Source organism: Aquimarina sp. 433, assembly GCF_054054605.1.
On sequence record NZ_JBSWZK010000001.1, the window covers coordinates 479,401 to 494,162 of the forward strand.

Annotated in this window: 15 protein-coding genes and 1 tRNA gene; 4 read left to right on the top strand and 12 right to left on the bottom strand. The window is 33.2% G+C overall.

The features are described 5' to 3' along the window. Nucleotides 1–16 precede the first annotated feature (16 nt). The 12 genes from ACWNT5_RS02120 to ACWNT5_RS02175 form a co-directional block, all read right to left on the bottom strand. Nucleotides 17–496: an ExbD/TolR family protein gene (locus tag ACWNT5_RS02120; protein WP_456516462.1), complete on the bottom strand. Its 480-nt coding sequence runs from the start codon at nucleotides 494–496 to the stop codon at nucleotides 17–19. A gap of 18 nt (nucleotides 497–514) precedes the next feature. Then, the gene (locus ACWNT5_RS02125; protein ID WP_456516463.1) at nucleotides 515–1,135 is read right to left on the bottom strand and encodes an ExbD/TolR family protein; all 621 of its coding nucleotides are present in this window, start codon (nucleotides 1,133–1,135) and stop codon (nucleotides 515–517) included. Nucleotides 1,136–1,557: 422 nt separating this feature from the next. Beyond that, on the bottom strand, nucleotides 1,558–2,040 hold the full coding sequence (locus ACWNT5_RS02130) for an ExbD/TolR family protein (protein ID WP_299603687.1): 483 nt from the start codon (nucleotides 2,038–2,040) through the stop codon (nucleotides 1,558–1,560). 24 nt (nucleotides 2,041–2,064) lie between these two features. Then, entirely contained in the window at nucleotides 2,065–2,673 is a 609-nt protein-coding gene (locus ACWNT5_RS02135) for an ExbD/TolR family protein (RefSeq protein ID WP_299603690.1), read from the bottom strand. Between the two features lies 1 nt (nucleotide 2,674). After that, nucleotides 2,675–3,169 (bottom strand): phosphoethanolamine transferase domain-containing protein, encoded by a 495-nt coding sequence (locus tag ACWNT5_RS02140; RefSeq protein WP_299603692.1) that lies wholly within the window; start codon nucleotides 3,167–3,169, stop codon nucleotides 2,675–2,677. Nucleotides 3,170–3,270: 101 nt separating this feature from the next. Further along, on the bottom strand, nucleotides 3,271–4,065 hold the full coding sequence (locus tag ACWNT5_RS02145) for a MotA/TolQ/ExbB proton channel family protein (RefSeq protein ID WP_299603695.1): 795 nt from the start codon (nucleotides 4,063–4,065) through the stop codon (nucleotides 3,271–3,273). A gap of 82 nt (nucleotides 4,066–4,147) precedes the next feature. Continuing rightward, nucleotides 4,148–4,235 (bottom strand) — tRNA-Ser (locus ACWNT5_RS02150). A 66-nt stretch (nucleotides 4,236–4,301) separates the two neighbouring features. Then, nucleotides 4,302–5,336 carry an asparaginase gene (locus ACWNT5_RS02155; RefSeq protein WP_299603698.1) on the bottom strand — a complete coding sequence of 345 codons (1,035 nt, stop codon included), beginning with the start codon at nucleotides 5,334–5,336 and terminating at the stop codon, nucleotides 4,302–4,304. 58 nt (nucleotides 5,337–5,394) lie between these two features. Next, complete coding sequence (locus ACWNT5_RS02160) at nucleotides 5,395–6,183, bottom strand: TatD family hydrolase (protein WP_456516464.1); 789 nt, start codon at nucleotides 6,181–6,183, stop codon at nucleotides 5,395–5,397. 59 nt (nucleotides 6,184–6,242) lie between these two features. Continuing rightward, the gene (locus ACWNT5_RS02165; RefSeq protein WP_299894841.1) at nucleotides 6,243–6,530 is read right to left on the bottom strand and encodes a hypothetical protein; all 288 of its coding nucleotides are present in this window, start codon (nucleotides 6,528–6,530) and stop codon (nucleotides 6,243–6,245) included. Between the two features lie 127 nt (nucleotides 6,531–6,657). After that, nucleotides 6,658–7,398 carry a hypothetical protein gene (locus ACWNT5_RS02170; RefSeq protein WP_456516465.1) on the bottom strand — a complete coding sequence of 247 codons (741 nt, stop codon included), beginning with the start codon at nucleotides 7,396–7,398 and terminating at the stop codon, nucleotides 6,658–6,660. Beyond that, the gene (locus tag ACWNT5_RS02175) at nucleotides 7,395–7,982 is read right to left on the bottom strand and encodes an RNA polymerase sigma factor (RefSeq protein WP_456516466.1); all 588 of its coding nucleotides are present in this window, start codon (nucleotides 7,980–7,982) and stop codon (nucleotides 7,395–7,397) included. Before ACWNT5_RS02175 ends, ACWNT5_RS02170 begins: the two co-directional genes overlap by 4 nt. Before the next feature lie 132 nt (nucleotides 7,983–8,114). Between ACWNT5_RS02175 and ACWNT5_RS02180 the strand changes: the two genes are divergently transcribed. The 4 genes from ACWNT5_RS02180 (at nucleotide 8,115) to ACWNT5_RS02195 (ending at nucleotide 14,323) form a co-directional block, all read left to right on the top strand. After that, entirely contained in the window at nucleotides 8,115–9,158 is a 1,044-nt protein-coding gene (locus tag ACWNT5_RS02180; protein ID WP_456516467.1) for a hypothetical protein, read from the top strand. Nucleotides 9,159–9,316: 158 nt separating this feature from the next. Next, entirely contained in the window at nucleotides 9,317–11,311 is a 1,995-nt protein-coding gene (locus ACWNT5_RS02185; RefSeq protein WP_456516468.1) for a PKD domain-containing protein, read from the top strand. Beyond that, complete coding sequence (locus ACWNT5_RS02190) at nucleotides 11,292–13,889, top strand: CHAT domain-containing protein (protein WP_456516469.1); 2,598 nt, start codon at nucleotides 11,292–11,294, stop codon at nucleotides 13,887–13,889. The genes ACWNT5_RS02185 and ACWNT5_RS02190 overlap by 20 nt, the downstream gene beginning before the upstream one ends. Beyond that, entirely contained in the window at nucleotides 13,886–14,323 is a 438-nt protein-coding gene (locus tag ACWNT5_RS02195) for a retropepsin-like aspartic protease (protein ID WP_299603717.1), read from the top strand. Before ACWNT5_RS02190 ends, ACWNT5_RS02195 begins: the two co-directional genes overlap by 4 nt. The last annotated feature ends 439 nt before the right edge of the window (nucleotides 14,324–14,762 follow it).

The following is a 14,762-nucleotide window of genomic DNA, read 5'->3' on the forward strand; positions in this document are numbered from 1 at the left end:
AATATTTAATAGGTTTTTATTTCAAATTATTTGTAGCTTCTCCACTTCTGGTAGTGTAATTAATCTTAAGCATACGAACATTTCTCAGTTCTTTCTTAATATCTCCAACTAGCCCCATTTTAGTATCTTTATCCACTTTTAAAGCAGTTGTTAAATAGGGCTGCAATTCCTTCGGTTTAGACTTTATCTCTTCCAATACAAAGGGTTGAATATCTTTAATGTTTGCAAACTTATCGTTTAGCTGAATTTTAGCTTCAGATCCTACATTTTTATACCGAGAACTTGGTTTTCCGGCATAGATATGTATGACCATATTTTTACGATCTAATTTCTCTATTTGATCCGCAAATGGCAATTCATTCTTAACTATTAATGTATCCTTTCTCATTACTGTTGCCACCATAAAGAAGAACAATAGCATAAACACGATATCGGGTAGTGATGCTGTAGATATAGCTGGCATACCCTCTTTTTCTTTTTTCTTAAATATAGACATATGGATGTTTTTAATTATTTATAATTCTGCTGTCAATGGTTCCGCTTCTGAAAGCTTCTCTGGATACATACCTCTAACCTCTTCAATTTGTTGTTTAAGTCTATCTTTATCCCCAGAATAGTTAGGGTCTTTTAAATAATCTTTCATTAAGGTAAAAGTCATTCCATACAATCTTGTTGCTTCTCTATTTCTTAATTCGGTATAAGCAGCAACCAATTCATTCTGTACTGCGATATAGGCTTCGTAATTAGTTTCTCTATTATTAATAAGAGAAATAATCGCTTTATTAGGATTATCAGAGGACTTAGGATCATGAGCTCCTTTACAATAAGAACAATATTGATCTAATTCCCCACCTCCATTATCCAAAAAAGCAATTGCCGCTGCTCTTAAATCCTTTAGTTCTAATCGCTTTTTTTCAACAAACAACTCATTCAGTTGATTTAACTCTACCCTAAAAAGGTTTTTCTCCTTTACCATGACACTACCAGTTGTTGATTCTTCTGGAGGTGGTGGTAGCTTCCTGCTAATTCCATAATCTGTTTGGATAGTGGTACTCACTAAAAAAAAGATCAATAATAAAAAGGCAATGTCTGCCATGGAACCTGCGTTCACTTCTGGTGCTAATCTTCTAGCCATAATAATTCATATTTAGTTAATAATTACCTACTAAATCAATTACTGCGAACTCGAAGTGATATGTATATCTGAAAACAAAATGGATAAACTAGATCTATACACAAAGTATATATAAATCTTATGGTGATACTGAAATAGTATCCACCAACAATAAAACCGATAACTCCATTATTTCAATATCACGTGGCTTGGAAGGTTAGATATTGATGTAATTAGTAGATCACAGTCTTCTTTATTTGCAACAATTGTTATGCCATAGTGGCAAGTCTATGTAGAAATTTTAAATATTGACTTCTCAGTATCATTAGCATGAAAATCTAAGGATAGAGTTTGTTCGAAGAAAACAGTTTCTATATAAGAAACCTATGTAAACAAAAAATCCCGCTTTTTAGCGGGATTTTTTAATATAAAGTCTTTAACCTTTATTGAAAGTTTCCAGTTGCGGCACCTTCTCTTGTAGTATAATTTATTTTTAGCGCTTGAACTTCTCTAAGTTCTTTTTTAATATCACCTACAAGACCCATATTAGTATCACCGTCTACTTTTAAAGCAGTAATAAGGAATGGCACCTCTTCTTCTCTTTTAGCAGCTCTCTCAGCTAATATAAAAGGTTTGATATCACTAACCTCAGCAAATTTGTCGTTTAACTGGATTCTAGCCTGAGTACCTGCACTTGCAGCGTATCTAGAACTAGGTTTACCAGCGTAAATATACATTACTAGGTTTTTCTTATCTAATTTTTCAGTCTGGTCTGCTTGAGGAAGTCTATTCTCGATTTTTAGATTATTCTCTCTCATTACCGTAGCAACCATAAAAAAGAATAATAACATAAATACGATATCTGGTAACGATGCTGTAGAAATAGCAGGTAGTTCACCACCTTTTTTCTTTTTAAATTTAGACATAATTTCGTTTTTACGTTTATACTATTATTTCTTTGGTTCTGCCTCAGAAAGTTTTTCTGGATACATTAACTGAATTTGCTTAATCTGATCCTTAAGCCTATCCTTACTACCAGAATAATTCACATCCTTAAGTTCTTCTTCCATTTGCTGGAAAGATTTACCGTATAGACGTTCAGATTCTCTATTACGCAATTCAGTATATGCTGCTACCAACTCGTTCTGAACAGCAATATACGCTGCATAACTTGTTTCTCTGTTATTACGAAGTGAAATCACCGCTTTTTCAGGATTATCTGAAGAGCTTGGACTTCTTTCTCCTTTGCAATAGCTACAAGCTTCATCACCAGTTCCTCCTCCATTATCTAGAAAAGCAACAGCTGCAGCACGCAATTCACTCAACTGCATTGGCGCCTCCTCTACTAAAAGATCATTATTTTTATTTAATTCTACCACAAAAATATTTTTTTGCTTAAGAATTGGAGGTTCTACGGTCTCATCCAATGGCGGTGGTAACTTACGACTAATACCTCTATCTGTATCAATGGTTGTAGTAACCAGAAAGAATATAAGAAGTAAAAACGCAATATCCGCCATAGATCCCGCATTCACTTCTGGTGCTGATCTTCTTGCCATATTATTTACCTATTAATTTTTTAACTCCTGATAAAATCATTAAACCAACAGCAATTGCTGCTAGAAAGTAGAAAGCGTAAATACCCGTTCCTACCCATTTAGAACCGCTAGCAGAAAGAACTTCTCCATCTTTCATAGGCGTTTCTACACCTTTTGCCATTGCATATCCAATACCAATTACTACTAAGAAAGCAACAATACCAATTCCTGCTTTCTTTAGACCAGCTGGATTTTTTGCTAAAGCTGAAAAAACTGCAATCAATGTAGCGATAATAATGATTACAAAAATTACTAGTGTAAGGTTATACATAGGACTAACTAAAGAAGTAGCTTCTGCAAAAGCAGATGATGAAGTGTCTTTCACCAAATCTTTAGCTTCCGTGATACCATAGTTATCCATAAGTGTTGTAAAGTTACCATTCATTAGAAATAACAATACCGCACCTATTGCACCTACCGCTAGTACAACATATGATAATATTTTTGAAATTTTCATGTGACTTATGTTTTATAACGAGTCGTTTAAATACAACAACTCTATTTTTAAATAATAAATGTTTTAATTTTTTTGACTATGAAAGTCTTTTAAAACTCTTATTACTTCTTGTTTTTGTAAGCTACCAACATATCGATTAAAGTAATCGATGCATCTTCCATATCATTTACAATACTATCGATCTTAGCGATAATGTAGTTATAGAATACCTGTAGGATAATTGCAACAATAAGTCCAAATACCGTAGTAAGAAGTGCTACTTTAATACCTCCTGCTACTAATGATGGTTGCATATCTCCTGCCGCTTCAATCTTATCGAATGCGTCAATCATACCGATTACCGTACCCATGAACCCAAGCATTGGAGCAAGAGCGATAAATAATGATACCCAAGAAACATTCTTTTCTAATTGTCCCATTTGAACACCACCGTAAGCAACAACTGCCTTTTCTGCAGCGTCTATGCTCTCATCAGCTCTGTCAAGACCCTGATAATAGATAGATGCAACTGGTCCTTTTGTATTTCTACAAACTTCTTTAGCTGCTTCTACTCCACCACTATTTAAAGCGTCTTCTACATTTTGTTGTAGTTTCTTACTATTAGTAGTAGATAAATTCAAAAAGATAATTCTCTCAATTGCGATCGCAAGACCTAAAATCAAACATAAAAGAACGATTCCCATGAAACTAGGACCTCCTTCTATAAAACGTTTTTTAAGATTTTGGTGAAAGGATTCTGGTTCTTCAGCAGCAGCTTCTTCTGCTTGAATAGTTGTTGTTATTGGAGCAATTAATAATTGCACGTTTGTCGTTAACTGGGCTGGAGCAGTAGCTGCTTGTATATTTCCGAAAGCCATTACTGTTGCGATTGCCAGAATAGAAAATAGTCTTTTCATTGCGCTGATTCTTAATTTTAATTAGTTAAAGGGTTAAAGATAAAAAAATATTATAATATCCATTATAATTTTAATAATAATGCAGAGAGGAAGGGATTCGAACCCTCGATACGCTTTTGACGTATACACACTTTCCAGGCGTGCGCCTTCGACCACTCGGCCACCTCTCTATAAATGTTTGCCCAAAATGGTTGAGCAAATAACAAAAAAAATGTTAACTACTAAAATTTGAGGCGTTAATTTTCTGACATTTCGCCGCGCAGAGAGGTTTCATAAATGGTTTTGAGCACTTTAAGCGGTAATTTTTCTCCCAATAAATACATCAGTTTTGCCAAAGCTGCTTCTGTAGTTATGTCTTTTCCTGAGATAACACCTGCTTTTTTCAAAGCTACGCTAGTATCGTATTTACCCATTTCTACACTTCCGCCAGCACACTGAGTTACATTTACAACCGGAATTCCCTTTTTAATTAGATCAGAAATAAGCTTCAAAAACCATGGTTTTGTAGTAGTATTACCAGATCCATAAGTTTCCAGAATAATTCCTTTTATAGTTTCTGAAGCAAATATACCCTTCAGAATAGCTTCATTAATACCTGGAAACATCTTTATCACCACTATATTATTATCAAAATGAGTATGATAAACCATTTTCTTTCTACGATTTACTTCTCGCAAAAAAGAAGTATGCACCTTTAAATGTACACCAGACTCCACTAAAGCGGGATAATTCAGTGATTGAAAAGCTTCAAAATGTTCAGCATTTATTTTGGTAGTTCTATTTGCTCGTAGTAACTTATATTCAAAATACAATCCTACTTCTGTAACAACTGGCTTACCTTTATTCTGTAAAGCAGCAATCTGAACTGCTGTAATTAAATTTTCCTTAGCATCTGTTCTTAAATCTCCAATTGGCAATTGGGATCCTGTAAATATGATAGGTTTCCCTAAATTTTCAAACATAAAACTGATAGCAGAAGCTGTATACGACATTGTATCACTCCCATGCAACACTACAAAACCATCATAAGAATTATAATGTTCATTGATTATATCCCCTAATTCTCTCCATCGGTCTACATCCATATCTGAAGAATCGATCGGTTCTTTAAAACTAACTGTTTCTATATTACAAGACAATTGTCTTAATTCGGGAATCCTTAACAGGAGTTCATCGAAGTTAAAAGCTACCAATGCACCCGTTTCAAAATTCTTCACCATACCAATGGTTCCACCCGTATAAATCAATAATATATTAGGAGAGTTCTTCATTGCTTACCTTTATTTATAAGACCTAACAAATGAACAAAATTTAAATTAAAAACATATTCTAGATTCCAAATATATCTTTTGAATTTTGTGTAGTAATTGCAGCTATCTCTTCTGCAGATATATTATAGATTTCAGATAATTTATCTACCACCTGAATCAAGTAAGAACTTTCATTCCTTTTTCCTCTGTAAGGCGTAGGCGCCAAATAAGGAGCATCTGTTTCTAAAACTATATGATCTAATGAAAATTCATGTAAGAACTTATCAATTTTTCCATTTTTGAAAGTAACCACACCTCCAATACCGAGTTTCATATTACAATCAATAGCTTTATGTGCTTGTTCGATTGTACCCGTAAAACAATGAAAAATTCCAAACAAATCTGGCCCTTTTTCTGATTCTAATACTTCAAAAACTTCATCAAAAGCCTCCCTACAATGAATCACAATAGGCAATTTATATTTTTTAGCTAACTGTATTTGATATCTAAATGCTTCCTGTTGTTGTACAAGAAAAGTTTTATCCCAATATAAATCTATCCCAATTTCTCCTACGGCGTAAAAATTTAGATCATTATCGTGATCTAATCGTTTACTTAGTTCCCCCTCTACATGTAGTAATTCTTCTTTATAGTTCTCTTTTACATGTGTAGGATGTAGACCCATCATTAGAAATACATTTTCTGGGTACTTCTCTTCTATCTCATACATAGATTTTGTATACTCAGAGTCAATCGCCGGAACAAAGAATCTTTTTACTCCAGCCGCCATGGCTCTTTGCATCATCTCCTCTTGATCTTCATCAAAGGACTCACTATATATGTGTGTATGTGTATCTGTAAGTATCATGCGGCAAAAGTAATTAAATTTTGCACGCACATTTTTAGCTTTTTAAAAGAAATAAGTGATTAGTTTACACTTATAATTCTTCTTAAGGGTATAATTGTAGATTGTTTTAGAATAACAGCCTTTTCTGTTACTCCCCATATAGTAGTTTCTACCTTTTTTGCTCCTTGATCATCAGCAAAAATTATTCTTACTTTTTCATGTTCCAAGTTTCCTAAGCGCATAGCCCTTTCTACATTTATTGATCTACAATACTTGTCTTTTTTATCACGAAGCACTTCTTGATTAGGAAAACGCAAAAATTTAATATCTTCTTTCTCAACAGCTGGTACTGATCTATATCCATTCATAACTCATAATTATTAAAACATTCTACCTTTTAGTGGCGACACAATATTAATAATTACACAAAAACAAGATTATTATTACGTTATTAATAACTAATTAACATTTTTCAGTAAACAATTCTGAATTATTTTACAATTCCTCAAGTAACTCTTGAGCTGTTTGATAATCTTGTGCTTCTTTGGGGATTAATTCTAATAGCACTTTACACCTATCTGTATTTTTTTGTTTTAATTGATTCAGAGCTTCAAACCAGATGGCCCTATATTTATATATTGATGTTCCGTTTTGTAATGTTGTAAAAACTTCTGACGCCTTCTCAAACTCATCCAATTCTACCAAAGATATTCCGTAGTAAAATAGATACTCTGAGTTCGACTTATCTTCTTCTAATAATTGATTAAGAAACACCTCAGCTTCTTTATAATTATTGGAATTAAAAGCTTCTTCTGCTTTTTTACCTATTTCATTGGTATCAGCTCTCTCACTTATTGACAACTCAGGTATCGAAACAAAATCATTATATATAGGTGTTGTACTCTTGGTAAAGGTATAAACTCCAAGAAGAACTAATACACTGGCAGCAACCGCATATCCCCAAGAAGGCATCTTTATTACCTTAGACTTTGTTTTTTGAGTTTCTTTAGTAAAGAAGGTATCAGATATATTCTTTAGATTATTCGCAAGTTGTGCTTTCTCTGTATCTAAACCAAGGTTAGATGATAAATATGAATTCCATTCCTGATAGGTTTTAAATTCTTCGGCGATAGCCTGATCATCTTCAATTATCTGAGATAACAATTGGTCCTCCTCTCTAGAGATTTCATTACTAATTTTTCGTTCAAAAAGCTCGTATTTTTCTTCTGGGGTCATAACAAGTTTTTTATTTGATTATACTTTGGAGAGCTCTGAACCATTTTGGTCAACTGACCAATACACAAAGACTTCTTTTTACGAACATATCCATAAGATTTTCCCAATTTTGAAGCAACATCTTCCATTGACTTTATGGTAAATGTAGCCTTCAATAATTCTTTACAAGCCTTTCCTAGTTGTTCGAAAATCTCTGAAAACAGTTCATTCCTAGCTTCAAAAATCATGGTTTCATTTGCGTATTGTTCACTCTCGTCACCTTTAGATACGATCTCTTCATTAATTGTTACCTTTTGTTTATTATTCTTTTTTAATTCATTCAACCATTTTCTTTTACACAACAAAAAAAAGTAGGCATCGAAAGGGCAAGTGAGCACCAATTTCTTTTCTTTGGCCTGAGCATAAATTGTCATCAATGTTTCTTGAATAATATCTTGAGCCTTAGATTCATCCCCACTATTCTTTTTAATATACCCAACTACTTTAGGAGCAAATTTTTCGTAGATCTCTTTCAATACTAGCGTATCATTCTTCAAAAGAGCTTCGATATATTTTTGATCTGCGTGAACCTTGTTATTTCCCATAAAAAAGATTGGTCTATGCAACTAATTTAAAAAAGTTTTTAAAAAAAGGGTAACAAAAAACAACAGGTATTGATATGAAGATGTAAACAACGAGTGTAATAATTTAAAAAGCACCATTAAAATTAGAAAAAAATGAAAAACAATAGTAGAACAATTGCATTGTCTAATAATAGTAAGCATGCAAACCGAAAGACGATACAAATTTTATTTTTAGGTTTCATAATACTGCTATTAGCAAGCTGTAGTAAAAATGATGACAATGACATTATCTTAGCTACTCCTACTTTAGGAGGACTAGAATTAGAAACAGAGATTACAGAAAATCGAGAAGAAGCGCTACAAACATTTACACTAAATGGTGGTGGAACTGGAGAAATCTATGGATTAGAAGGTACGATCCTTTATTTTCCTCCAAATAGTATCGTAGATGATAGCGGAAGTCCCGTTACCGGAACCGTTACTATTGAATTGATTGAAATCTACGATAAAGCAAAAATGCTACTTACTAAAATGCCTACCAACGGAAAACGCCCTAATGGTGATATAGAAACATTGGTTTCCGGTGGAGAATTTTATGTAAACGCCACTCAAAACGGAGAACAACTGCAACTTGTTAACGATTTTATGCTTTTTGCTCCAGCAGATGAATTTAATGATGATATGCGATTATTTAATGGGCAGGATAATGATTGTGATGGAGATGAAATGCAATGTGATATTGTATGGGAAGAAGATGAACAAGGAGGTTTGGAGCCCATGCAAAGAGAAGGACCTAATGGACAAGGTGTAAGTGGTTATGGAGGTTTTATAAGCAATTTTGGATGGACAAACATTGACCGTTGGTATAATGACCCAAGACCTAAAACCATGCTGCAAGTAGATGTTCCAGAAGGTTTTGATAACACCAACTGCAATGTGTACGTATCCTATGATGGAGAACCAACTGCATTAGCATTACTAGACATCTACGATCCAGAAACTGGACTGTTTTCTGAACATTATGGATTAGTACCAATAGGATTAGAAGTACACATCATCTTTGTATCCGTTCAGAACGATGAATACGTATATGCGATTCAGGGAACAACCATCGAAGAAGATCACTTAGAAACAATTGAAACAACAAGCACTACTACCGAAGCGGGATTAGTAGCTCTAATAAACGATCTCCCGTAAACAAATCTCACACTGGAATATGCGAATTAGGTAATGGGGGTTACAGCAAATTTCAGAAAAAATTCCGGAGGTTTACCTTCCGGAATTTTTATTGACTAATTACCGTCATATATCGCATATAACTTTTTGTTTATCTTTATTAACACTAACAAAAGAACATGAAGAGATTTTCGGCTTTATTACTTCTGATACTATTACCCTATTTCTGTCCAGGACAAATCGCATTATATGATACGATTCCTAGAATCGCTCCAATATCATATGAAATTGAAGGTAATCAGGTTAGATATAATGCAACGATGCCGCCACTTAATCAAATAGCTGGTGCACCAAAAGCCTTCTATTCTTACTATTGGGAATTTGGTGATGGTAATTATAGTTTTAAAAAAAAGCCAACCAATTCCTTTAAAAAAAAGGGTTCTTACGAAGTAAAGCTATGGGCTACTAATAATTACGACAACGGAAAACCTCCAACTAGTAGACCTAAATCAGTAACTATTACTGATGACTCAGATCAAACCGACGAAGCCTCCATAAACAACAACACTACATCTTTCTTAGAAGATGAAGATCTTATTTTAAAAAGAAACAGAGAACCTATTCCTGATCAGGAAATGGTATTTATCACGAGTTATAAAAACAATAATAATTATATATCAAGTGGAAAAATGTACCTGTTTTACAATGATAGACAGTTCAAAAACGATAACTTTATTATTGAAGATACAAGATTACATCATGGTGAACGTATCATTCCGTTAGACGCCATTTCTATGAACCTTGAATCGAATAACGACCACACTTTATTAGCATCTAATAGTAATTACTCATCCTATCAGCAAACTCTTTTTGTACAGGATACTACAAAACGAAAAAATCTTCCACTTACGTTAGAAGAATCAAAAGCACTATACAGAAATTATCAGATTATTGAGTTTGATAACATGAAGCCTGGAGAAGAGCGCAATATTTTCAGAACCTTAAAAACCACTCCAGAAATGATTAAAGATACGAGTGCAATTGTAACGTTAAGAAGTGTTTATGTTCCCGATAGTAATTTTGACGATCATACGGTAAAGGACACCGAAATGGAAATTGTTACTTCTCACGACCCAAATAAAATGTCATCTAATGGCTGGTTAATGAATTATCGCCTGGTACGGTTTAAAAGACTAAAATTTAAAGTGCGCTTTCAGAATAATGGTGAAGGACCTGCGAATACCATAAGGTTAGAGGTAGACACACCCGAAATGTTTGATAAATCCACATTACAAATTGACAATATGTATCCAGAATGTCCAATTTGTCCAAAGGAACGAGAGGTAAATTACAGTTGCTTAGATACTATTTTAAAAAAGGACAAAATTATATTTAAGTTTAACAGAATCTACCTTCCAGGAAGTGAGCAAAAGAATGTTTCTGAAATCGACTCCACCAAAGGTTTTGTAAAATATTCTATGAAATTTGGCAAAAACTTTCATAAAAAAAAGACAAAAAGTAGAACTGCCATTTATTTTGACAAGAATGAACCCATTATTACAAATTATGCGACCACTCGTTTTATGCCTGGAATTTCTATTGGAGTAAAAGCAGGATATATTACAGCACCAGAATTAGATAATCAAAGTGAATATTTTGTTGGAGCAACTTTATCTCCTTTTAAATCTTATAGAGGATACTATCAGGCAGAATTAATGTTCTCCGCTTCCTCTTATGATGAAACAAGAAATTTTGAAACAAGAACTACCGATCCTACAGGTAATGTAAACCTAATCCGTTTTTCTGAGGTTAATCAATTTACTAATATTTCTGTGTATGCAGTGCCCGCATCCTATAGATATAATTTCTCGAATTTCTTTGCTATGGGGACTGGTGTTCAATTAAAATTAGACTTAACAAGCACAAATGATCAGGAAACCACTGGTCAAGGTTTTACCGTCTTCGAAAATGGTAATCAAATAATTCCTAATCCCGATTTAGATTCTTTTAATACTACTGAAATTGATGATAGCTTTACCAATTTACAAACAGGTGTTTTTATAGGAATGAACCTTGGAACCGTGAGAATTGGTCCAAGCATAGGTGTTAGATATGTATACAACCTTAACGAACCAAATTCTCAAATTCAATTATATGGGATTTGGAAGTTTTAAAAAGACTGTTTTCATACTGCTACTCATTTTTGGGAGATCAGTCAATTATGCGCAGGATATTACAAAAACTTCAGAGTTTTTATACAACCAATTAGATAATTTCCTAGAAAAACCTTCGAACCAAAGCTTAGAACAACTTAGAAACATCATTTCCTCCAAAGAGTCAGAACTATCTTCTAAAGAAGATCTTCTTGCCTGGGTGATTATACACAGTAATTTAGGATATTACTACAATAGATATGGTAATATCTCTTCAGGAATAACACATTATGAAAAAGCTTGGAAAACCTACAGCACAAATAACTTAAAGGATTATGATATTATTGAAAACTGTTTACAACCTTTAGGAAATTTATATCTAAAAATCGGCGATCTAAAAAAAGCAGAAAGCACCATTACCAATTATTTATTCATTGCCGAACAAAATAGAAACATCTCAAAAATGATTTCGGCCATTACCAACTTATCCATTACCTACCACAATCAAAGTGAATATGACAAGGCGCTTGAGATTCTACACAAAGCAGAAAAGATACAACCTAATAACCCAAATATTCTCACGAATTTAGCTACAAATTATTTAGATAAAGGAGCAATCGCAAAAGCTAAAAAACTTGCTCAAAGAGTACTTTCTATTGACCCAAAAGAAGTAAACGCATATAAAATCCTAGCTTTTATTGCACTAGAAAACAATAATGCAACGGCTGCAAAGCAACATTTATCAACTGCAAAAAGACTCTTATTAGACCAATCCAATGTATCTGCCAGAGATATTGCAAAGTGGCAATTAGCGTACACAGACATCCTCATTTCAAAAAAAGAATACAAAGAAGCATTAGCATCCTTAAAAGAAATCCATTCTCTTTTACTACCTACGTATGACTCCGAAGTTGCTATTCCAAAAAAACAAACACTTGTTGCTGACCAAATTTTATTAAAAACATTAGATACTCAAGCATATATTTATGAACGATTAAATGATCCCATTTCAGCAATAAAATCGTTAGAAGCAGCTTTTATAGTAAACTCTAAATTAAATATTGCATATCCGCTGCAAAGCACGAAGATTATTCAACATGGTCAGAATAGAAATCGAACTGAAAACTACATAGAGCTGTTATACGCATTATATCAAAACACCAATGAAATTGAATATCTACAAAAAGCGTTCAATGCTTCTGAAAATTCTAAGGCTCCTTTTGTAAACGAAGCTTTAGTATCCAAAAGACTTTTATTTCAATATAAAAGTGATTCTTTGATCAAAAAGAACGAACAACTTCATATTCAATTAGCGGTATACGAAACCAACATCCTAAAAGAAAAACTAAGAAAAGATCAGGCGGATATTTCTCTAATCCAAAAATGGAGTGAGCAGCATTCAAATATCTCCATACAATTGAAAGAACTTTCAAAAACACTACAAGAAAAATATCCTAATTTAATTTCCGATCAACAAACTATTTCAGTTCCTCAACTTCATCAAAAGCTAAAAGAAGATAAGCTATTGTTAGTTTCTTATTTTTTCGGAAAAAATAACATTTATCAATTTACAGGTAATGAAAAAACGCTAAATATTCTTAAAATTGAAAACAATACACTCTTAAAAAATAGCATCCGAGATTACGTTCAATATTTCGACGACGCTTCAAATATCACTAATGATATAAATGGTTTTTCCAAAGCTAGTTTTAATTTATATAAAAGTTTAAAAATCCCAAATTCTGAAAAGTTACTAATCATACCAGACGGACTTCTAAATTTCGTTCCTTTTGAAGCATTATTAACAGAAGAAACTGATGCTTTCAATTTTGAAAACATGCCTTTCTTAGTAAAGTCCTCTATGATTACTTATGAAAATTCTATCAATAAATATCTTAGAGCTACAAATAGCAACCATCTCAAGAAAAATGTTTTAGGTGTATTTCCTGTTTTCCAAAACACCAACTTAGAACTACCTTTTTCTGTAGATGAAAAAAAACATATTGAAGAACATTTCGATGGTACTTTTTTGAAAAACGAAGACGCTACTTATGCTAATTTTATAGATCAATTAAAAGATCATACAATTTTACACCTATCAACTCATGCAGCATCAGGAAGTTTTGCAAGTCCAGCATCCATCCAATTTACAGATCAAAACATACTAGTAAACCAATTATATGGCTTACAACTAGATGCTGATTTGGTTGTATTAAGCGCTTGCGAAACAGGCGTAGGTGCTATAGCAAAAGGCGAAGGACCATTAAGTATTGCTAGAGGATTTCAATATGCAGGAATACCAAACACACTGTTCTCTTTATGGAAGGTTAATGACAAAACCACCTCGCAACTAATGCGTTATTTCTATAAAAACTTAAAAGACCAGAACTCCAACACACATAGTTTACACACTTCAAAGCTTGAGTATTTGACTTCTAAAAAAATTACCAATGCACAAAAATCCCCATATTATTGGGCTTCCTTTGTATACTATGGTTCTTATGAACATCCTGTAACAAAAAGTTATTGGATAATTATTAGCATTCTATTCTTTATAATTGTATTACTTTTACTGCTGATCAGACGAAAATTAAAATGACCACACTTCGCCAATTTTTACTTGATAAAGAGTATCACCGCATTAAACTTGAGTATACCAAAACCAATCATTTCGAAATAAAAGCATTTTTAAATGGCGTAGAAGGAAATTTTATTGTCGATACGGGAGCCTCTAATTCTTGTGTTGGTTTTGATGCGGTAGAAAAGTTTAAACTTTTTACACAAGAAAGTGATGTTAAGGCTGCTGGTGCTGGTGCTACAGACATGCACACCCAACTCTCCAAAAAAAACACTTTGCAATTAGGTAAATGGTCTAGAAAAAACGTTTCACTAATTCTTTTTGACTTAACCCATGTTAACACGGCACTAACGACGCATGATGCGACACCCGTGGATGGAATTATTGGAGCGGATGTGCTAAAAAGGGGAAAGGCTGTAATCGACTACGAAAAAAAGTGCCTCTATTTAAAATAGAAGATTGCTATCTTCCTTCAACTATTCTGCAGCAAATCCAGACATAGAATCATTCTATTGATACTATCTTTATTAAACCCGTTTTATACAATAGAAAATCTATTCCATCTTTGAGCTACTGCAAATACTACCGCTTCACTACTTTTTTTAATATAACCATTGCGATGCTATGCTGAAATCAAGAAAAAGCCAGTATTTATTGTATCTCAAAGCTTCATTACGAAGTTCCATTGCATAAAGCGGGTTAAAACATTTTACCAAAATTATATACTTAGATTTTAGAAATCTACAACACTATTTATACAAATCAGGTATTTCTACGTATTGACTCTCTTTGATCTCCTATTTAGATTTGATTCTTGGTGATTTTGGAATACACTTCAATGATTAAAATCCCCAGAATTCATTGGAATATGGCAGCTTATAAAAACAAAAGATC